The sequence below is a fragment of the Streptomyces sp. NPDC127068 genome (genome assembly GCF_042724695.1).
Taxonomy (GTDB): Bacteria; Actinomycetota; Actinomycetes; order Streptomycetales; family Streptomycetaceae; genus Streptomyces.
This window is the reverse complement of the sequence record NZ_JBHXEN010000077.1, coordinates 1-18,044: the sequence shown is the minus strand read 5'-3', so window position 1 is coordinate 18,044 and position 18,044 is coordinate 1. Positions and strand designations below refer to the sequence as shown.

The window sequence follows — 18,044 nt, the reverse complement described above, 5'->3', positions numbered from 1 at the left end:
CCGGGGTCGCGGGAATCTTCCCGCGACCCCGGTGTTGAAAGGGAGGTGAGTTCCGTACTGGAGTCCGTCCGCTTCTCCGTCCTCGACCGCTCGCGCACCCGGGAGGGCCACGACGGCCCACAGGCGTTGCGGGACACCGTCGACTTCGCCCGGGAGGCAGAAGCGCTCGGGTACCACCGCTTCTGGGTGTCCGAACACCACTCGGTGCCCGGAGTCGCGGGGTCCGCGCCGACCGTGCTCGCCGCGGCGGTCGCCGCCGCGACCCGGTCCATCCGGGTCGGCACCGGTGGGGTCATGCTCCCCAACCACCGACCGCTCGTCGTCGCGGAACAGTTCGGCGTGCTGGAGTCCCTCTTCCCCGGGCGGATCGACATGGGCCTCGGCCGCTCGGTCGGCTTCACGGACGGCGTCCGCAAGGCCCTGGGACGGGACAAGGAGGACGCCTCCGCCACGGACTTCGCCGACCAGGTCACGGAATTGCTCGGCTGGTTCGAGGGCACCTCACCGACCGGCGTCCACGCACGCCCCGCCGAAGGACTGCGGGTGCCGCCGTTCCTGCTCGCCCTGGGCGAGGGCGCGGACGTCGCCGCCGCCGCGGGGCTGCCGCTGGTCATCGGCGACCTCCGCGGTCGGGACAAGATGCTCCGGGGCGTCGAGCGGTACCGGGCGGCCTTCCGCCCCTCCCCCTGGGCCGCCGAACCGTACGTCGTCGTCTCCGGCACGGTCGCGGTGGCGGCGACGGAGGAGCGGGCGCGCAGGCTGCTGCTCCCGGAGGCGTGGGCGATGGCCCGGGCCCGGACGCACGGCGCCTTCCCGCCGCTGGCCCCCGCCGCGCGGATCGAGGCGCTGGAGATGACGCAGCGCGAGCGCGGCTACTTCGAGGCGGGGCTCACCGGCCAGGTGCACGGCACCGAGGACCAGGTCGCGGCCGAACTCGAAGCCGTGGTCAAGGAGAGCGGCGCCCAGGAGGTGCTGGTGACCACGAGCACCCACGACCGGGAGGCGATGTACGACTCCTACCGACGACTGGCCCGGGTGGCGGGACTGCGCGGAGCCTAGGATGGTGGGGTTTGCCGCCCCCGGTGACCCGGACGGGCACCGGCCCGGGGCGGGTGTCGGCCCCCGTACGGAGCACGTCGATGTCCTCGTTCCCTCCCCACGACCCGTACGTCCGGGTGCGCGGCGCCCGTGAGCACAACCTCCGGGGGGTGGACGTCGACATCCCCCGTGACGCGCTGGTGGCGTTCACCGGTGTCTCGGGGTCGGGGAAGTCGTCCCTGGCCTTCGGCACGGTGTTCGCCGAGGCGCAGCGCCGGTACTTCGAGTCGGTCGCGCCGTACGCGCGGCGGCTCATCCACCAGGTCGGGGCGCCGAAGGTGGCGGAGATCACCGGGCTGCCGCCGGCGGTCTCGCTCCAGCAGCGGCGTTCCACCCCCACCGCACGCTCCTCGGTGGGCACGGTGACGACCCTGTCGAACTCCCTGCGGATGCTGTTCTCGCGCGCCGGAACGTACCCGGCGGGTGCGCACCCGCTCGACTCGGACGCCTTCTCCCCGAACACCGCCGCCGGCGCGTGTCCGGCGTGCCACGGTCTGGGCCGAGTCCACCACACCACGGAGGACCTGCTCGTCCCCGATCCGTCGCTGTCGATCCGGGAGGGGGCCGTCGCCGCCTGGCCCGGCGCCTGGCAGGGCAAGAACCTCCGGGACGTGCTGGACGCCCTCGGACACGACGTCGATCGACCGTGGCGGGAGCTGCCGCCGGCCGCGCGGGAGTGGATCCTCTTCACGGACGAACAGCCCGTCGTGACCGTGCACCCGGTCCGGGAGGCGGACCGCATCCAACGTCCCTACCAGGGCACGTACACGAGCGCCCGGCGCCATGTGCTCAAGACCTTCTCCGACTCGAAGAGCGCGACCCTGCGGGCGCGGGCGGAGCGGTTCCTCACCAGTGTTCCTTGCGCGGTGTGCGACGGCCGGCGGCTGCGCGCCGAGGCGTTGGCGGTGACGTTCGCGGGGCGGGACATCGCGGAGTTGGCGGCGCTGCCGCTCGCCGAGCTCGCCCGGACCCTGGGCGCGCACGGCGACGACTCGCCCACCGCCCGGGTCCTCACCGACGACCTGCTGTCGCGGATCGCCCCGGTGACGGAGCTGGGGCTCGGCTACCTGAGCCTCGACCGGACCGCGCCGGGCCTGTCGGCCGGGGAGCTCCAGCGGCTGCGGCTGGCCACCCAACTGCGCTCGGGGCTGTTCGGTGTGGTCTACGTGCTCGACGAGCCGTCGGCCGGGCTCCATCCCGCCGACACCCGGGCGCTGCTCGGGGTGCTCGACCGGTTGCGGGCCGCGGGCAACTCGGTGTTCGTGGTGGAGCACCACCTCGATGTGGTCCGGCACGCGGACTGGCTCGTGGAGGTGGGTCCGGGCGCCGGTGAACACGGGGGCCGGGTGCTGCACAGCGGGCCGGTGGCCGGCCTCGCGGACGTGCCGGAGTCGGCGACGGCGCGCTTCCTGTTCGGCGGGCGGAACCCCGGCCGCCGCGGGGACGGAACGGGACGCCCGGGGAGCGGGTGGCTCACCGTCGGACCGGTCACCCGGCACAACCTGCGCGGCGCGACGGCGGAGCTGCCGTGGGGCGCGTTCACCGCCGTGACCGGTGTCTCGGGCTCCGGCAAGTCCACGTTCATCGGCGCGATCACCGAGGACCTCGCGGGCGTCGGCCGGCTGGTGAGCGTGGACCAGCGGCCGATCGGCCGTACCCCGCGCTCGAACCTCGCCACGTACACGGGACTGTTCGACACGGTGCGCAAGCTGTTCGCCGCGACCGACGCGGCCCGGGAGCGCGGGTACGGGGTGGGCCGGTTCTCGTTCAACGTCGCGGGCGGGCGGTGCGAGACCTGCCAGGGCGAGGGGTTCGTGTCGGTGGAACTGCTGTTCCTGCCGAGCACCTACGCGGCGTGTCCGGACTGCGGTGGCTCCCGCTACCGACCGGACACGCTGGAGGTGCGCCACCGCGGCCGCAACATCGCCGAGGTGCTGGACCTCACGGTGGAGTCCGCCGCGGCCTTCTTCGCGGACGCCCCGCCGGTGCGACGCAGCCTCGGGGCGCTGCTCGACGTGGGGCTCGGCTATCTGCGGCTCGGTCAGCCGGCGACGGAGCTGTCCGGGGGCGAGGCGCAGCGGATCAAGCTCGCCACGGAACTCCAGCGGGGCGGGCGCGGGCACACCCTCTACCTGTTGGACGAGCCGACGACCGGATTGCACCCCGCCGACGTGGAGGTGCTGATGCGTCAGCTGCGGAAGCTGGTCGCGGCGGGGCACACGGTGGTCGTGGTGGAACACGACATGTCCGTGGTGGCGGGCGCCGACTGGGTCGTGGACCTGGGTCCCGGCGGCGGCGACGAAGGCGGCCGGGTGGTGGTGGCGGGGCCGCCGGAGACGGTGGCCGGGACCGACGGCAGCCGGACCGCTCCGTTCCTCGCCCGGGAACTGGGGACGCCGCGAGACGGGTGACACCCGCCGGGTCGAGCGCCGGTTGACGGGGCCGGGGATGAGCACCACTCCCGGCCCCGTCCGTTCGCTGGATGGTGGCGAACGGTCCTGGGGGCGCCCGACGACGGGGGCCTAGCGCTTGCCGGAGGCCCGGGTGGCGCGGAGCCACTCGCGGTTCATGCTGGTGATGGAGACCAGCGGGATGCCCTTGGGGCAGGCGGTGGCGCACTCCCCGGCGAGGGTGCAGCCGCCGAAGCCCTCGGCGTCCATCTGGGTCACCATGTCGAGGACCCGGCTCTCCCGTTCGGGCGCGCCCTGCGGCAGTACGTTGAGGTGGTTGACCTTCGCGGAGGTGAAGAGCATCGCCGCGCCGTTGGGGCAGGCGGCGACACAGGCCCCGCAGCCGATGCACTCGGCGTGCTCGAAGGCGAAGTCGGCGTCCGGCTTGGGCACGGGGGTGGCGTGGGCCTCGGGCGCCGCACCGGTGGGAACGCTGACGTAGCCGCCGGCCTGGATGATCCGGTCGAAGGCGGAACGGTCGACGACGAGGTCCCTGACCACCGGGAAGGCCGCCGCGCGCCAGGGCTCGATGACGATGGTGTCGCCGTCCTCGAAGGACCGCATGTGCAGTTGGCAGGTGGTGGTGCGCTCCGGGCCGTGGGCGTCGCCGTTGATGACGAGGCTGCACGCGCCGCAGATGCCCTCCCGGCAGTCGTGGTCGAAGGCGACCGGCTCGTCGCCCTTGAGGATGAGTTCCTCGTTGAGGGTGTCGAGCATCTCCAGGAACGACATGTCGGGTGAGATCCCGTCCACCTCGTAGGTGGACATGGCTCCGTCGGCCTCGGCGTTCTTCTGGCGCCAGACGCGCAGGGTGAGCCTCATGCGTAGCTCCGCTGGGTGGGGTGGACGTACTCGAAGACCAGGTCTTCCTGGTGCAGGGTGGGTGCGGTGCCCGTCCCGGTGAACTCCCAGGCCGCCGCGTACGCGAAGGATTCGTCGTCGCGTCGCGCCTCGCCGTCGGGGGTTTGGGACTCCTCGCGGAAGTGACCGCCGCAGGACTCCGCGCGGTGCAGGGCGTCCAGGCACATCAGCTCGGCCAGTTCCAGGTAGTCGACGATGCGGTTCGCCTTCTCCAGCGACTGGTTGAACTCCTCCCCGGTGCCGGGGACCTTGATCCGGCGCCAGAACTCCTCGCGGATCTGCGGGATGCGCTCCAGCGCCTTGCGCAGCCCCGTGTCGCTGCGGGCCATGCCGCAGAACTCCCACATGAGCTCGCCGAGTTCGCGGTGGAAGGAGTCGGGGGTGCGGTCGCCGTCGACGGCGAGCAGGAGGGCGATCCGGTCCCCGGTCTCCGCGAGGACCTCCTGGACGGCGGGGTGGTCGTCGGTGATGTCCTCGTCGACGGGGTGCGGGTGGCGGGCCAGGTAGTCGTTGATGGTGGACGGCAGGACGAAGTACCCGTCGGCGAGGCCCTGCATCAGTGCGGAGGCGCCCAGCCGGTTGGCTCCGTGGTCGGAGAAGTTGGCCTCGCCGATCGCGAAGAGCCCCGGCACGGTGGTCTGGAGGTCGTAGTCGACCCAGAGTCCGCCCATCGTGTAGTGGACGGCGGGGTAGATCCGCATGGGCGTCTCGTACGGGTTCTCCGCGGTGATCCGCGCGTACATGTCGAAGAGGTTGCCGTACTTCTCCTCGACCTTGTCCCGGCCCATGCGCGTGATCGCGTCGGCGAAGTCGAGGTACACGCCCTGTCCACCGGGTCCGACGCCCCGGCCTTCGTCGCAGACGTTCTTGGCCGCGCGGGAGGCGATGTCCCGGGGGACGAGGTTCCCGAAGGAGGGGTAGATGCGTTCCAGGTAGTAGTCGCGCTCGTCCTCGGGGATCTCCCCGGCGGGTCGGGTGTCGCCCTGGGCCTTGGGCACCCAGATGCGGCCGTCGTTGCGCAGCGACTCGCTCATGAGGGTGAGCTTGGACTGGTGGTCACCGGTGCGCGGGATGCAGGTGGGGTGGATCTGGGTGAAGCAGGGGTTCGCGAAGTACGCACCCCTGCGGTGGGCGCGCCAGACCGCGGTCGCGTTGGAGTTCATCGCGTTGGTCGACAGGTAGAAGACGTTGCCGTAGCCGCCGGAGGCGAGGACCACCGCGTCGCCGAAGTACGTGTCGATCTTCCCGGTGACCAGGTCGCGGGCGACGATGCCCCGGGCGCGCCCGTCGATCACGATGAGGTCGAGCATCTCGGTGCGGGCGTGCAGCTCGATGGTGCCCGCGGCGATCTGTCGGGACATGGCCTGGTAGGCGCCGATGAGGAGTTGCTGACCCGTCTGTCCGCGGGCGTAGAAGGTGCGGGAGACCTGGACGCCGCCGAAGGAGCGGGTGTCGAGCAGTCCGCCGTACTCGCGGGCGAAGGGCACGCCCTGGGCCACGCACTGGTCGATGATCTCGACGGACACCTGGGCGAGGCGGTGGACGTTGGACTCCCGGGCGCGGAAGTCGCCGCCCTTGACCGTGTCGTAGAAGAGGCGGTGGATCGAGTCACCGTCGTTGCGGTAGTTCTTCGCCGCGTTGATGCCGCCCTGCGCGGCGATCGAGTGGGCCCGGCGCGGGGAGTCCTGGTAGCAGAACTGGACGACGCGGTAGCCCTGTTCGGCGAGGGTGGCGCCCGCCGCGCCGCCCGCGAGGCCGGTGCCGACGACGATCACGGTCTGCTTGCGGCGGTTGGCGGGGTTGACCAGCTTGGCCTCGAACCGCCGCTTGTCCCAGCGTTCGTTGATGGGGCCGCTCGGGGCCTTGGCGTCGACCAGCGGCTCGCCGGTCGTGTAGGCGTGGTACTCGTGGGGGGCCATGGTCAGCTCACCAATCCGGTCATGACGCCGACGGGGACGGAGACGAAGCCGACCGTCAGCAGCAGAGCGAGCGCGTTCGCGGAGGTCTTGAGGAAGCGGTCCCGGGACCTGCTGCCCACGCCGAGGGTCTGGGCGGCGCTCCAGAACCCGTGTCGGACGTGGAGTCCGAGGGCGAGCACGGCCGCGATGTAGACGACGTTGCCGTACCAGGTGGAGAAGGTGTCGACCACGTTCTCGTACGGGCGGCCCTCCTCGAAGCCACCGGGGTGGGCGTGGCCGGTGGTCAGGTCGAGGATGTGCCAGACCAGGAACAGCAGCAGGATGACCCCGCCCCAGCGCATGGTGCGGGTGGCGTAGCTGGTCCGCGGCTTCTTGTGGACGTACCGGGTGGGTCGGGCCTTGATGTCCCGGCGGCTGAGCTGGTAGGCGGAGACTCCGTGGGCGACCACGGCGACGACCAGGACGACGCGCACCATCCACAGCGCCCACTCGTAGTGCAGGATGGGCTCGCCGAGGGTCCGCAGCCAGTGTGCGTACTCGTTGAAGGAACTCGTACCGAAGAAGATCTTCAGGTTGCCGATCATGTGGGCCACGAGGTAACCGAGCATGATCAGACCGCTCACGGCCATCACGGTCTTCTTGCCGACGGTGGAGTCCCAGATGGTGCGCGTCATGGACGACCGTCGGTCCGTCCGCGTTGCCAGAGCCATGTCACAGCACGCTACGGGCCCCTTTCCGATCGGTCCAAGACATGGACTAGCTCATTTCCATAGCTGGGCACTATGAGGGCCTCTACACTGGTCCCATGCAGCTGCAACAGCTCCGCTACTTCGTCACCGTCGCCGAGACCCGGCACTTCACGCGCGCTGCCGAGCTGGTGCACGTCGCACAGCCCTCACTCTCCCAACAGGTCCGGGCCCTGGAGCGGGAGCTCGGGGCCGACCTCTTCCTGCGCGCCCGCGGCAACATCACCCTCACCGACGCCGGCGAGGCACTGCTCCCGCTGGCCCGACGGATCCTCGCGGACGTCGACACCGCCCGTCTCGAAGTGCAGGAACTCGCCCAGCTACGACGGGGCAGGGTCCGGCTCGGCGCCACGCCGAGCCTGTGCACCGGACTGCTGCCCGAGGTGCTGCGCACCTTCCGCGACCGCTACCCCGGCATCCAGCTGATGATCGAGGAGGGCGGCTCGCACGACCTGGTCCGCGAGCTGGCCCGAGGCGCACTGGACCTGGCGCTGGTGGTGCTCCCCCTGCCGTCCCCGTCGCCCGCGCTGACCACCGTCGAGGTGCTGCGGGAGGAGCTGGTGGTGGTCTCCCCGCCGGACGCACCGGCCCCCGGCCGCGGCGGCGAGGTACGCGTGGCGGACCTCGCGGGCGAGCCCCTGGTGATGTTCCGGCACGGTTACGACCTGCGGGAGCTGACGGTCGCCGCGTGCCGCGCCGAGGGCTTCGAACCCGACTTCGCGGTCGAGGGCGGGGAACTGGACGCGGTCCTCGGTTTCGTCCGCGCGGGCCTCGGGGTCGCCGTGGTGCCCCGGATGGTGGCGACCCGCCCCGGGCTGGACCTCCGGGTCACCCCGCTGTCCCGCCCCGGGCTCCACCGCACCATCGCGCTCGCCCACCGCAGCGACGTGGCGCCGCCGCGCGCGGCCCGGGAACTTCAGCGGTTGCTGTTGGGCCGGGAGAGCGCGGTGCACGTCTGAGCGGTCCGGGCGTCAGGTCGCCCCCGCGCAGGAGTCGTGCCCCGGTCAACCCGCGTGGTCGTGGTCGGCGAGGACCTCGTCGATCACGCGGTGGTGCCCGGCCGCCTCTTCCGGGTCGCCGTCGCCGGGGGCCAGGGAGATCAGCGCCTTCCACAGGGCCCAGCCACGGGCCCGCGCCCACATCGCGTCGTCCTGGTCGAGGGCGCCGCGGAACTCCGCACGGCTCGCACCGGCGAACTCCGTCCAGGCGATCACCAGGTCACAGGCCGGGTCGCCCACCCCGGACGTGCCGAAGTCGAGGACGGCGGCCAACTCGCCGTCGCGGACCAGCAGGTTGTTCGCGGCGATGTCACCGTGGAACCACACCGGCGCCCCCTGCCAGGGCGCGTTCAGCGCCGCGTCCCAGACGGCCGCCGCGCGCCGGGTGTCGACGCGGCCGTGCAGGGCCGTCAGGGCGCGCCGGGTCTCGCCGTCGTAGTGGGCCGGCGGACCGCCCCGGTGGAAGCTGTGGGCCCCTGCGGCCGGTCCGCCGGTGGCGTCGACGCGCTGGAGGGCCCGGAGGAAGTCGGCCACCGATCCCGCGAAGCGCGTCGGGTCGTCGATGCGCTCGGGGCGGGCGACCTCACCGTCCAACCAGCCCCGGATCGACCAGTCGTACGGATACCCCTCGGCCGGTTCTCCCTGTGCCACGATCGGCGGTACCGGCAGCGGCAGCAGCGGTGCGAGCGCCGGAAGCCACCGGGTCTCCTTGGCGATGGCGGCGGCGTACCCCGCGGCCGTGGGCAGGCGGACGGTCATCGTCTCGCCGAGCCGGTAGGTCCGGTTGTCCCAGCCGTCGACCTCGACCGGGGTGACGTCGAGGCCGCTCCACCGGGGGAACTGCCCGGCGATCAGCCGTTTGACCAGCGCCGCGTCGATGCCGGCGCGGCCGTCGTGGGCGAGGGGGGAAGTCATCGGGACAGGGTGTCCGCGACCGGTGGGCGACGGCAACCGGATTTCCCCCCAGGGGCCCGGGGGCGGTCCGGTGAAGGCACGCCCCGGTCCGTCACGAACGCGTCGGCGTGCTGCCGGACCTCCTCAGGGAACCGCCGTCGCGGCCTGAGGGAGCATCACCCGTGCGCCCCGCAGGGCGACGGGCCCGCCGGAGTGGTCAGCCGGTGGCGTCGGCGAGGGCCAACTCGTGCAGTCGGTCCGGCGGTCCCGGACGTGCGTAGTACCACCCCTGGGCGGTGTCGCAGCCCAGTTCGCGCAGTTGCTCGGCCTGGGCCCCGGTCTCGACGCCCTCGACGGTCACCGCGAGGTCCAGGCTGTGGGCGAGCGCGACGATGCCCTCCACGATCTTCAGGTCCACGGGGTCGGCGGGGAACTGCTGCATGCCCTGGGTGAAGGAACGGTCGAGCTTGAGGACGCTGACGGGCAGACGGCGGAGGTTGGCCAGGTTGGAGTAACCGGTGCCGAAGTCGTCCAAGGCGATGTCGACGCCCATCTCGGCCAGTCGCCGCAAGGGCTTGAGAAGGTCGTCGTCGGCACCGATCAACGCCGATTCGGTGACCTCCAGGCAGAGCGCGGCGGGTGCGAGACCCGCGCGTTCGAGGATCTCCACGGTGTCCGAGACCAGACCCGGATGGGTGAGCTGGCACGGGGAGAGGTTGACGTTGACGCGGAGCGGTCCGCCGGCGTCACCGTGCCGTTCCTGCCATAGGCACGCCTGGCGCACGGATTCCTCCAGCACCCACCGGCCGAGCGGGACGATGAGCCCGGTGCGTTCGGCGAGCGGGATGAACCGGTCCGGGCCGAGGACGCCGTGTTGGGGGTGGGACCAGCGCACCAACGCCTCGGCACCGCTGACGCTGCCGTCACCGAGCTGGACGAGGGGCTGGTACTCGATGAAGAACTCGCCGCGTTCCAGGGCGGTGGGCAGTGCCGTGGTCAGACCGTGCCGGGTGATGGCCCGGGCATCGGCCTCCTCGTCCGCCATCTCGTAACGGTTGCCGCCCGCGGACTTGGCGCGGTACATGGTGATGTCGGCGCTGCGCAGCACCTCGGCGGCGCCCCGCTCCCCCGCCGGGCCCTCCACGATGCCGATGCTGCCGCGCACGGACAGCTCCCGGCCGTCGACCAGGATGGGGGTGGACAGGGCGGCGAGGATGCGTCCGGCGAGCTCGTCCACCTCGGCCTGGGTGCCGGTTCCGGTGGTGAGCGCCACGAACTCGTCACCGCCGAGTCGGGCGACCATTTCGCCGGGAGCGGTGGCGCACGCCTGGAGTCGGTCGGCGACCTCCACGAGGAGCCGGTCGCCCGCCGCGTGCCCGAGGCTGTCGTTGATGATCTTGAAGCCGTCGAGGTCGAGGTAGCAGAGCCCGAAGCGCTGGCCGTCGCCCGCGGAGAGCGCCTTCTCCAACCGTTCGAAGAACAGCGTGCGGTTGGGCAGGCCGGTCAGGGCGTCGTGGGTGGCCTCGTAGCGCAACCGCAGGTTGAGCAGGCGGCGTTCGGTGGTGTCCTCCATCAACGCGAGCTGGTACTGCGGCTCCCCGTCGGCGCCCCGCAGCAGGGAGACGGTGAGGTTGGTCCACAGCGCGGTGCCGTCGGGGCGGTGGAACGCCTTCTCCACGCGGTAGTGCTCCCGCTCGCCGCGGATCAGCTCGGAGTACAGCTGCCACACGTGGGGCGGATCGTCGGGATGGGTCCACTCGACGAGGGGACGGCCGCGCAGTTGGCGTTCGCCACTGCCGAACATCCGGACCAGCGCGTCGTTGACCTCCAGCACCATGCCGTCGAGGTCGGCGATGCAGATCCCTATCGCCGCGCCCTCGAAGACCGCCCGGAAGCGCGCCTCGCTGGCGTGCAGGGCCTCGGCGACCGTACTGCGGGCGATGAGCGCGGCCCGGGAGATGGCCTCCTGCTCGGACAGGGTGCGCTCGCGCAGCGCCTGGGCGAACCCGGCCGCCGCGGCGTGCTGGAGCCGCGCCGAACGGGCCTGCAACTCCTCCTGGGGACCGTCGCCGCCGCAGTACAGCACGAGGTACGCCTCGAACACGTCGAGGGTACGGCTCAGCGCCTCCGGGTCGGTGCAGTGCGCGTGGACCAGACCCGCGCCGATCGCCTTGCCCTCGGCCGCGTCGAAGACGCGGGCGAGGAGGGCGTCCCGCAGCCGTCGGGCGAGCGGCAGCAGTTCCCGTTCGAATTCGATCCGGGTGCGGGAGGTCGCCGTCACCGGGTAGATGGTGCGGCTCCAGATGGTGGCGAATCTGCGCGCTCTGTCTTCCGGCCCGTCCGGCTCCGCGCTCACGCTGTGCGTCCCACCCCGACGAATCCGCCGAACAACGACGGGTCCGCCTCCTTCGGATCGGTTTCGGGCCGCCAGTACGGCAGCGGCACGAGCCCGGGTTCCCACATGTCGTATCCCTCGAAGAACCGCGCGATCTCTTCGCGCGAGCGCATGATCAGCGGATTGCGTGTGCTCTTGTAGACCTCCACGGTCCCCTCCGCGCGTTCCGCGGCGATCTTCATCCCTTCGTACGAACCGTGAGTGATGGTCAGCAGGCTTCCGGGAGCGAGCGCGTCCCGGAGTTGTGCGACCGCGGCGTGCGGGTCATCGGCGTCCTGCACGAAGTGGAGCACGGAGACGAGGAGGAGCGCCACCGGCCGGTCGAGGTCGAGCAGTTTCCCGACCGGTTCGGAGGTGAGGATCTCACGGGGCCGGCGCAGATCCGCACCGACGACGTCGGCCAGCTCGTTGTCGGCCAGCACCGCCTTGCTGTGCGCCACGGCCACGGGGTCGTGGTCGACGTACACCACGCGGGCCGACGGATCGGCGGCCTGGGCGACTTCGTGGACATTGCCGAAGGTGGGAATGCCGGAACCTATGTCGAGGAACTGCGTCACGCCTTCGGCGACGGCGAGTTCGATCGTCCGGCGCATGAAAGCCCGATTCGCCTGCGCGACCTTGGGGATGGCGGGAATGAACTCCATGGCCTGTCGGGCGGCTTCCCGGTCCACTTCGAAGTTGTGTGAACCTCCGAGGTAGAAATCATAGATCCGGGACACGCTCGGTACCGTGATGTCAATGCCCTGGGGGGCCCAGGAGGGGCGGTCCATCGCAGTCTCCTACGCGTCGTCCGGACGGTGTTCGAGCTGAGGCTACTGATCGCCCGCCAAGGGAGCGAGTCAAAGCGGAAATTGGCGGTCCGTTCTCGGTCACTGCCACCGGCAAGTGCCGATGGATGGTCGTACGAATACCGCCGGATCGGCCCTGTTGGCAACCGACGAGGAGTGACCGCACGCCGAACGGGCCGATCCGCTCTTCCCCGGGTCGTGCGGGAAGAGCGGACCGGCCCGGCCTTGCGCACCCGATGTCGATCTCGCGCGCCTTTCCGTTCGTCCAGGGACCGGGTTCCGGCGCTCCCGTGGGGCGCCTTCCGCTCCCGGGATCGTGCCGGACGACCCCTTGCGTCTGCGTCGGCGGAGCCCCGGGTGTTACTGCTTGACGAGCTTGCCGTCCGGCCTGACGGCGAACCAGGTGCCTCCCACACCCTGCCCGTTGGTTTCGCCGGCCTTCTTGTCACCGGCGAAGGTGTACAGCGGCCAGCAGTCGATGGTCTGCTGTTCGGCACCGTCCGGGCGGTCGAAGGTGACGTAGCGCTTGAGGAGGATGTTCTTGGTGTCGGCCTTCGCGACCGGGGCGACGACCGGCCACTTCTCCAGACAGGCGCCGGTGCAGGCGCTCTTCATGGGCCAGGCCGAGTCCTTGGTGAACCGGTAGACGGTCCGTCCGTTCCCGTCGACGACGATCTCGCCGAGGCGGCGGTCCACCCGGGTCGACAGCCCCGGGCGCTCGGCGGGCCGGGCCTTGGTGCCGTCGGGCGCGGCGGCGAACCAGGTTCCGCCGACCCCCTGCCCCTTGGTGTCGCCCGCCTTCTCGTCCTTGGCGAAGCGGTACACCGGCCAACCGGCGACGGTCAGCTGCTCGGTGCCGTCGGCGCGGGTCACGGTACCGAGCAGGCTCGCGTCGATGCCGGCCGCGGCACTCGCGCCGTCCGCGGGAACCGGCGGCCAGGCCGTCGCACAGGCGCCGGCGCAGGAGGACTTCGAGGGCTTGGCCGTGTCCTTGTCGAAGCGGTACAGGGTGAATCCGGCGCTGTCCGTGAGGAGGTCACCGAGCTTCGTGTCGCTGCGGACGGCGAGCCGCCCCGCGGACTTCGCCCTGCCGGTGCCCGCGGCGTCCGCTCCGGAGCCGTACCCGTCGCCCGCCCCGTCGGGGCTGGCCGATGCGGCGCCCGCCCCACCGCCGGCAGGGGCCGCCGCACCCACGTTCTGCCCGCTCGCCGGTGGCTCGGCACCTCCCTGACCGCACGCCGTCGTCAGGGCCAGCACGGCCGCGGCCGTCACCGCGAGTGAGGCGCTCCGCCAGGTCTTCATGACCAACTCCCTTTCCCTGCTTGGGTGTTGAGCAGGCCACTGGCACCGCTCGTGACCCCAAGTACGGACCAGGACCACGACTACGTTCAACGACTTCGAAAAAAGTTCGCGGAGGAGTCGCCACCGGGTGCGCGGCACCCTGCCCGCACCTCTCGGGACGACTCCCCCATGGCTCGGGCGTTCGTCAACTCGCCACGCCGCACGATCACCCGTTCGGAGCATTTGTGTCCGCTCGAAGCATGAGGCCGGGGCGTCCCCTCCATGCTCAGGGGCGTGTATGGATACCGGCGGACCTGGTCCGCCATGCTGATACGGGCGCTCGCTCCCCTTGCACTCGCGGGGCTGGCCGCCGCGCCCGCCGTGGCCCTGTCGCCGTCGGGCCCCGTGACCCTCGCCCCGGTGGACGCCTGCGCGCACGCATCCACCGGGGACGGCGGTGGAGCAGTGGCGGTCGCTGGCAGCGCCCCGTTCTGCTCCCCGCACCCCACCCCGCCCAAGCCGACCCCCACGAAGAAACCCACTCCCACACCGAAACCCACCCCGACGCCAACGCAGAAACCCACACCTACGCCTACGCCCACCCCGATTCCCACACCCACCCCGACTCCCACCCCGACTCCCACGCCGACGCCGACGCCGACGCCGACCAAAGCGTCCCCGACCCCGTCCGCGAGGCCCGCTCCCCCGCGGCCCCCGGCCCCGACCCGCCGGGCGCCCGAGCCGGCGGAACCCTCGCCGTCGACGACGCCCCGCCCTCAGCCGGTGCCGGCGGCCAAGCCGTCCCCGTCGCCGTCCGCGGTACGGACCTCCCCGAAACCGACGGCCCGACCCAGCGCACGGCCGTCACCGAAGAAGGTGACGTACCCCGAGTACCGGCCCACCGTGCGTCGCGCCCCGGCTCGACACGGCCCCTCCCTCGTCTCCATGACCCTGCTCATCACCGCGCCCGCAGTGCTCGCCGTCGCCGCGCTGCGCCCGCGCTGACCTTCAGAAGGATTGATCGATGCCGGAATGGCTTGTTCTCACCCTCGCGATGGTTGCCGCGTGCGGTGTCGTCCTCGCCGTAACGCTTCTCCAGCACCGCAGGATCGGGGTCGATGACGACCCGTCGGAGACCCCTGACGTGATCGAATACATCACCATGATGATCGGCGTCGTGTACGCCATCGTCCTGGGACTGGCCATCGCGGGCGTCTGGGAGGCCCGCAGCGCGGCGGATGACCACGTTCGCGCGGAGGCACGGGCCCTCCATGAGATCGACGAACGCGTACGGGTCTACCCCGCAGACACGCGGGACCGCATCCGGGCCGACGTCAATGCCTATGTCGGCCACGTGGTCGACGTCGAGTGGAAGAAGATGGCGGACACCGGGGCGCTGACCGAGCGGGGCCAGGAGCTGATGGACCGCATCCGCCACGACGTGACCGACTACCAGCCGGCGAACGACTACGAGGCGCAGGCGTACCAACCGCTCGTCGACCAGGTGGCGGTGGCCGACCAAGCCCGCAACGGGCGCGGGGCCTCGGCCGAGCCGACGATGCCCGGGGTGGTGTGGTTCGGACTCATCATCGGTGCGCTGGTCACGCTCGGGATGATGTTCGCACTCCAGATCAGGAGGACCGCCCGCGAGTTGGTGCTGGCCGGGCTGTTCTCGGCGCTGATCGCCTTCTTGCTCTTCCTGATCTGGGACTTCGACACGCCGTACAGCCAGGGCGTCGCAGCCGGCGCCGAACCGTTCCTGACCCTCTTCCCGGACCTCGGACCCTGACCGTCCGACCCGACCCCAGCCGACCTGATCCGAGCCGGCCGGCGGCTAGCTCGGACGGGTCGCGGTCTCGATCTGGGTGAGCTGGGCGGCGAGGATCTCCTCGAACGCGGCGCGACGGTCCACGCCGAGGGGACGGACGTCGCGGGCGAAGTGGGCCAGCGCCGGGAAGCGTTCGGGGTCGGCGCCGAGGACCGCGACGCGGAACAGTTCCCTGCCCTGTTCGTGCTCTTCGGGGGTGACGGTGCTGACCCCGGCCTCGGAGGCGACCAACGCGGCGATGAGGACCGCGATCCGGTGGTAACGGGCCGGGATCTCCGCATCGGGCAGCCCCGATGCCCGCAGCGCCTGGAGCACTTCCTCCATGACCATGCGGGAACCGGTGCCGCTTGACGCGTAGCGCCCCCAGACCGCGGCGAGTTGGGGCTGCTGACCGAACGCCTCCCGCACGCGCAGGGCCAGGCTCGTGATGCGTTGCTTCCAGTCGCCCTCGGGGCGGTGCCCCGCCACGGCCGCGAGAAGGATCCGGTCGGCGACCGCGCGCAGCAGTTCGGTCTTGCTGCGGAAGTGTCGGTAGAGGCTGGAGGAGTCGGTCCCGAGGGCCGCGGCCAGCTTGCGCACGCTGAACGAATCCGCGTCGCTCGTGCGCAGCAGCTCCGCCGCCGCGTCCAGGATCTCTTCGGTCGACCAGCGCCTTCGGCCTGCCATTTCTCTCCTCTCGCCGGGTCTCAGCCTAACTCATGCACTCAGCGTTGCACGCACCGCGTGCATAATGAGGACATGGGTGGGCCGGGCGACCGGCAGGAGGCGGGCGGGTGCCACTCGTGCCCTCCCGTCCGAGTCCGGCGACCGATGCGGAGCTCACCCCCGGGGACCTCGAAAGGACGCATGACGTGAAGAACCCACTGGATTCCGCGGCGCTGAACGCAGCCGCCGAAGACGTCCACCGCGCCGGAGTGCCGGGCCTGTTCGCCGAGGTGCGCGACGGCGACCGGATCTGGCGCGGTGCCGCCGGGGTCGCCGATGTCGCCACCGGTCGCCCCGTCACCGCCGATCTGCGGCACCGGGTCGGCAGCGTCACCAAGACCTTCACCGCCGCCGCGGTCCTGCACCAGGTCGAGAGCGGTCGGATCGGTCTCGACACACCGATCGGCCGGTACCTTCCGACGCTGGTTCCCCGCGGACGCGGCGACCTGATCACGGTGCGGATGCTGCTCAACCACACCAGTGGTCTCGCCGAGTACCTCCCGTACGCCTACCCCTCCCTCAAGGCGCTCCCCGCCCTCGCGGACACCGGACCCGAGAGCCTGGACGACCACCGACTCACGCGGTTCCACCCCGCCGAACTGATCGAGCTGGGGGTCACGGCACCTGCCGTCGGCATCCCGGGCGGTACGCCGGGGGTGTACTCCAACACCAACTACCTGCTCCTCGGCGCGCTCCTGGAACAGGTGACCGGCACCACGGCCGAGCAGTCCATCACCCGGAGCGTCATCGAGCGCGCCGGGCTCCGGGACACCGGGTTCCCCACTGGACCGGACATCGACGAGCCGCACGCGAAGTTGTACGAGGCGTGGTTCGGCATGATCGACCCGCCGCGCGACTACAGCGTCTACGACATGTCGTGGGTGGGACCGTCGGCCTCGCTGATATCGACCGTCGCGGACCTCAACCGCTTCTACGGCATGCTGCTGGCCGGGGAGGTCGTCAGCCCGTCGTCACTGGCCCAGATGCAACGCACCGTCCCGGTCGTCTCCCAGGAGGGGAGGACGATCGACTACGGCCTCGGCCTGCACCCGATGGAGGGACCCGGTCAGGGCGTCTTCTGGGGCCACGGCGGCACGGTGTGGGGTGGGGGGACGCTGGCCATGACCCGCGCCGACGGCCGTCGGCAGTTGGCGGTCGCGGTGAACCTCCAGCGGTGGAACGGGCTCGATTCCTCCGGCCGGCCGCAGCCCCATCCCGTCGACGACGCGTTGGCGGCCTTCCACCAGGTGGCGATGTACGGCTGACCGGGCGGCGCCACGCCGTCGCCTCCCTCATCCGGGCGACGGGAACGGCGTGGCGGTTCCCCCGCACGGCCCAGCCCCGTAGCCCGTTCGCCCGACAGCGATCGCGGGCCGCGGAGGGCGTACCTAGCGTGTCGGGCAACGAGGGACACGACCGACAACGAGCGGAACAGGTCCGCGGCTGCCCCTCGGGACCGGAGGATGCATCATGCGCGCGATACGCCTGGCCTCGGCCACCGCGCTGGCGGGCACCGCACTGATCGCCAGCGCCCTGGCACTGGCGGCTCCCATCGCGACCGCCGAGGACCGCGGCACGGAGGAGGAGCAGGGCTCCGGGCACAGCAGGTTCGACGCGAGTGCCGCCCCGACCACCATCGCCGCGGGCGGGCAGATCACCCTCCGCTCGTCCGGCTGCTCCGGGGAGACCCGGGTGACCTCGGGCGTCTTCGACACGGTGCGGCTGCGTTCGGGCGACCGTTCGCGCTCGGTCACCGTCGACTGGGACGCGCGGGCCGGCGCCGAGTACGCGGTGACCTTCTCGTGCGAGGAGGGCGCGAGTCGCACCCTGCACCTCACCATCGCGGGCAGCCGCTCGGAGGGCGGTCACCAGAGCGGGACGGACCTTGAGGAACGGCGCGGGGTGCGGGCCGGCTTCGGCGGGACCGTCGCCGGATTCGACCTGGGGGAGATCGGCCTCGGTGCCGCTCTGATCGGCGGTGCGATCGGCTCGGCCTGGTACGTGACCCGGCGGAGGACCGACGAGAACGCCTCCTGAGGTCACCGTGATCGGCACGCAGGGGACGGCCCTTCTCCCCGGAC

The 18,044-nt window shown here is 71.7% G+C and carries 15 protein-coding genes; 7 read left to right on the top strand and 8 right to left on the bottom strand.

The features are described from left to right. Window positions 1-45: 45 nt before the first annotated feature. The gene (locus ACFWIA_RS32525; protein ID WP_387010855.1) at window positions 46-1,059 is read left to right on the top strand and encodes an LLM class flavin-dependent oxidoreductase; all 1,014 of its coding nucleotides are present in this window, start codon (window positions 46-48) and stop codon (window positions 1,057-1,059) included. Between the two features lie 80 nt (window positions 1,060-1,139). Next, the gene (locus tag ACFWIA_RS32520) at window positions 1,140-3,509 is read left to right on the top strand and encodes an ATP-binding cassette domain-containing protein (RefSeq protein ID WP_387010854.1); all 2,370 of its coding nucleotides are present in this window, start codon (window positions 1,140-1,142) and stop codon (window positions 3,507-3,509) included. A gap of 111 nt (window positions 3,510-3,620) precedes the next feature. Here the strand turns inward: ACFWIA_RS32520 and ACFWIA_RS32515 are convergent, their stop codons facing one another. From ACFWIA_RS32515 to ACFWIA_RS32505, 3 genes are read right to left on the bottom strand one after another with little or no spacing between them, the layout of a single operon-like run. Then, complete coding sequence (locus ACFWIA_RS32515) at window positions 3,621-4,370, bottom strand: succinate dehydrogenase/fumarate reductase iron-sulfur subunit (RefSeq protein WP_387010853.1); 750 nt, start codon at window positions 4,368-4,370, stop codon at window positions 3,621-3,623. After that, a complete protein-coding gene (locus tag ACFWIA_RS32510; protein ID WP_387010852.1) occupies window positions 4,367-6,328 on the bottom strand; it encodes a fumarate reductase/succinate dehydrogenase flavoprotein subunit in 1,962 nt (653 codons plus the stop codon). The genes ACFWIA_RS32515 and ACFWIA_RS32510 overlap by 4 nt, the downstream gene beginning before the upstream one ends. Window positions 6,329-6,330: 2 nt before the next feature. Next, a complete protein-coding gene (locus ACFWIA_RS32505) occupies window positions 6,331-7,038 on the bottom strand; it encodes a succinate dehydrogenase (protein ID WP_387010851.1) in 708 nt (235 codons plus the stop codon). 95 nt (window positions 7,039-7,133) lie between these two features. Here ACFWIA_RS32505 and ACFWIA_RS32500 point away from each other — a divergent pair, with 95 nt between their 5' ends. After that, window positions 7,134-8,033 carry a LysR family transcriptional regulator gene (locus tag ACFWIA_RS32500; RefSeq protein WP_387010850.1) on the top strand — a complete coding sequence of 300 codons (900 nt, stop codon included), beginning with the start codon at window positions 7,134-7,136 and terminating at the stop codon, window positions 8,031-8,033. 45 nt (window positions 8,034-8,078) lie between these two features. Here the strand turns inward: ACFWIA_RS32500 and ACFWIA_RS32495 are convergent, their stop codons facing one another. From ACFWIA_RS32495 to ACFWIA_RS32480, 4 genes are all read right to left on the bottom strand, one after another. Continuing rightward, window positions 8,079-8,987, bottom strand: coding sequence for an aminoglycoside phosphotransferase family protein (locus ACFWIA_RS32495; protein ID WP_387010849.1), 909 nt, complete (start codon window positions 8,985-8,987; stop codon window positions 8,079-8,081). A gap of 196 nt (window positions 8,988-9,183) precedes the next feature. Then, on the bottom strand, window positions 9,184-11,322 hold the full coding sequence (locus tag ACFWIA_RS32490; protein WP_387010848.1) for a putative bifunctional diguanylate cyclase/phosphodiesterase: 2,139 nt from the start codon (window positions 11,320-11,322) through the stop codon (window positions 9,184-9,186). Further along, window positions 11,319-12,131, bottom strand: coding sequence for an SAM-dependent methyltransferase (locus tag ACFWIA_RS32485; RefSeq protein WP_387010847.1), 813 nt, complete (start codon window positions 12,129-12,131; stop codon window positions 11,319-11,321). The genes ACFWIA_RS32490 and ACFWIA_RS32485 overlap by 4 nt, the downstream gene beginning before the upstream one ends. A 378-nt stretch (window positions 12,132-12,509) precedes the next feature. Then, window positions 12,510-13,451 carry an SCO0930 family lipoprotein gene (locus ACFWIA_RS32480; RefSeq protein ID WP_387010846.1) on the bottom strand — a complete coding sequence of 314 codons (942 nt, stop codon included), beginning with the start codon at window positions 13,449-13,451 and terminating at the stop codon, window positions 12,510-12,512. Between the two features lie 855 nt (window positions 13,452-14,306). Here ACFWIA_RS32480 and ACFWIA_RS32475 point away from each other — a divergent pair. Continuing rightward, window positions 14,307-14,435, top strand: a complete 129-nt coding sequence (locus ACFWIA_RS32475) for a hypothetical protein (protein WP_387010845.1) — start codon at window positions 14,307-14,309, stop codon at window positions 14,433-14,435. A 19-nt stretch (window positions 14,436-14,454) separates the two neighbouring features. Then, window positions 14,455-15,219 (top strand): hypothetical protein, encoded by a 765-nt coding sequence (locus ACFWIA_RS32470; protein WP_387010844.1) that lies wholly within the window; start codon window positions 14,455-14,457, stop codon window positions 15,217-15,219. A gap of 45 nt (window positions 15,220-15,264) precedes the next feature. Here the strand turns inward: ACFWIA_RS32470 and ACFWIA_RS32465 are convergent, their stop codons facing one another. Next, the gene (locus ACFWIA_RS32465) at window positions 15,265-15,924 is read right to left on the bottom strand and encodes a TetR/AcrR family transcriptional regulator (RefSeq protein ID WP_387010843.1); all 660 of its coding nucleotides are present in this window, start codon (window positions 15,922-15,924) and stop codon (window positions 15,265-15,267) included. Between the two features lie 185 nt (window positions 15,925-16,109). On the opposite strand from ACFWIA_RS32465, the gene ACFWIA_RS32460 reads away from it, so the two are divergent. Next, a complete protein-coding gene (locus ACFWIA_RS32460; protein WP_387010842.1) occupies window positions 16,110-17,228 on the top strand; it encodes a serine hydrolase domain-containing protein in 1,119 nt (372 codons plus the stop codon). A 205-nt stretch (window positions 17,229-17,433) separates the two neighbouring features. Then, window positions 17,434-18,000 (top strand): hypothetical protein, encoded by a 567-nt coding sequence (locus ACFWIA_RS32455; protein ID WP_387010841.1) that lies wholly within the window; start codon window positions 17,434-17,436, stop codon window positions 17,998-18,000. The last annotated feature ends 44 nt before the right edge of the window (window positions 18,001-18,044 follow it).

Bases quoted from the DNA above. Each gene is read 5' to 3' on its own strand.
- ACFWIA_RS32520 (WP_387010854.1), top strand. From the start codon at position 1,140: ATGTCCTCGTTCCCTCCCCACGACCCGTACGTCCGGGTGCGCGGCGCC.
- ACFWIA_RS32515 (WP_387010853.1), bottom strand. From the start codon at position 4,370: ATGAGGCTCACCCTGCGCGTCTGGCGCCAGAAGAACGCCGAGGCCGAC.
- ACFWIA_RS32510 (WP_387010852.1), bottom strand. From the start codon at position 6,328: ATGGCCCCCCACGAGTACCACGCCTACACGACCGGCGAGCCGCTGGTC.
- ACFWIA_RS32505 (WP_387010851.1), bottom strand. From the start codon at position 7,038: ATGGCTCTGGCAACGCGGACGGACCGACGGTCGTCCATGACGCGCACC.
- ACFWIA_RS32500 (WP_387010850.1), top strand. From the start codon at position 7,134: ATGCAGCTGCAACAGCTCCGCTACTTCGTCACCGTCGCCGAGACCCGG.
- ACFWIA_RS32495 (WP_387010849.1), bottom strand. From the start codon at position 8,987: ATGACTTCCCCCCTCGCCCACGACGGCCGCGCCGGCATCGACGCGGCG.
- ACFWIA_RS32485 (WP_387010847.1), bottom strand. From the start codon at position 12,131: ATGGACCGCCCCTCCTGGGCCCCCCAGGGCATTGACATCACGGTACCG.
- ACFWIA_RS32480 (WP_387010846.1), bottom strand. From the start codon at position 13,451: ATGAAGACCTGGCGGAGCGCCTCACTCGCGGTGACGGCCGCGGCCGTG.
- ACFWIA_RS32470 (WP_387010844.1), top strand. From the start codon at position 14,455: ATGCCGGAATGGCTTGTTCTCACCCTCGCGATGGTTGCCGCGTGCGGT.
- ACFWIA_RS32465 (WP_387010843.1), bottom strand. From the start codon at position 15,924: ATGGCAGGCCGAAGGCGCTGGTCGACCGAAGAGATCCTGGACGCGGCG.
- ACFWIA_RS32455 (WP_387010841.1), top strand. From the start codon at position 17,434: ATGCGCGCGATACGCCTGGCCTCGGCCACCGCGCTGGCGGGCACCGCA.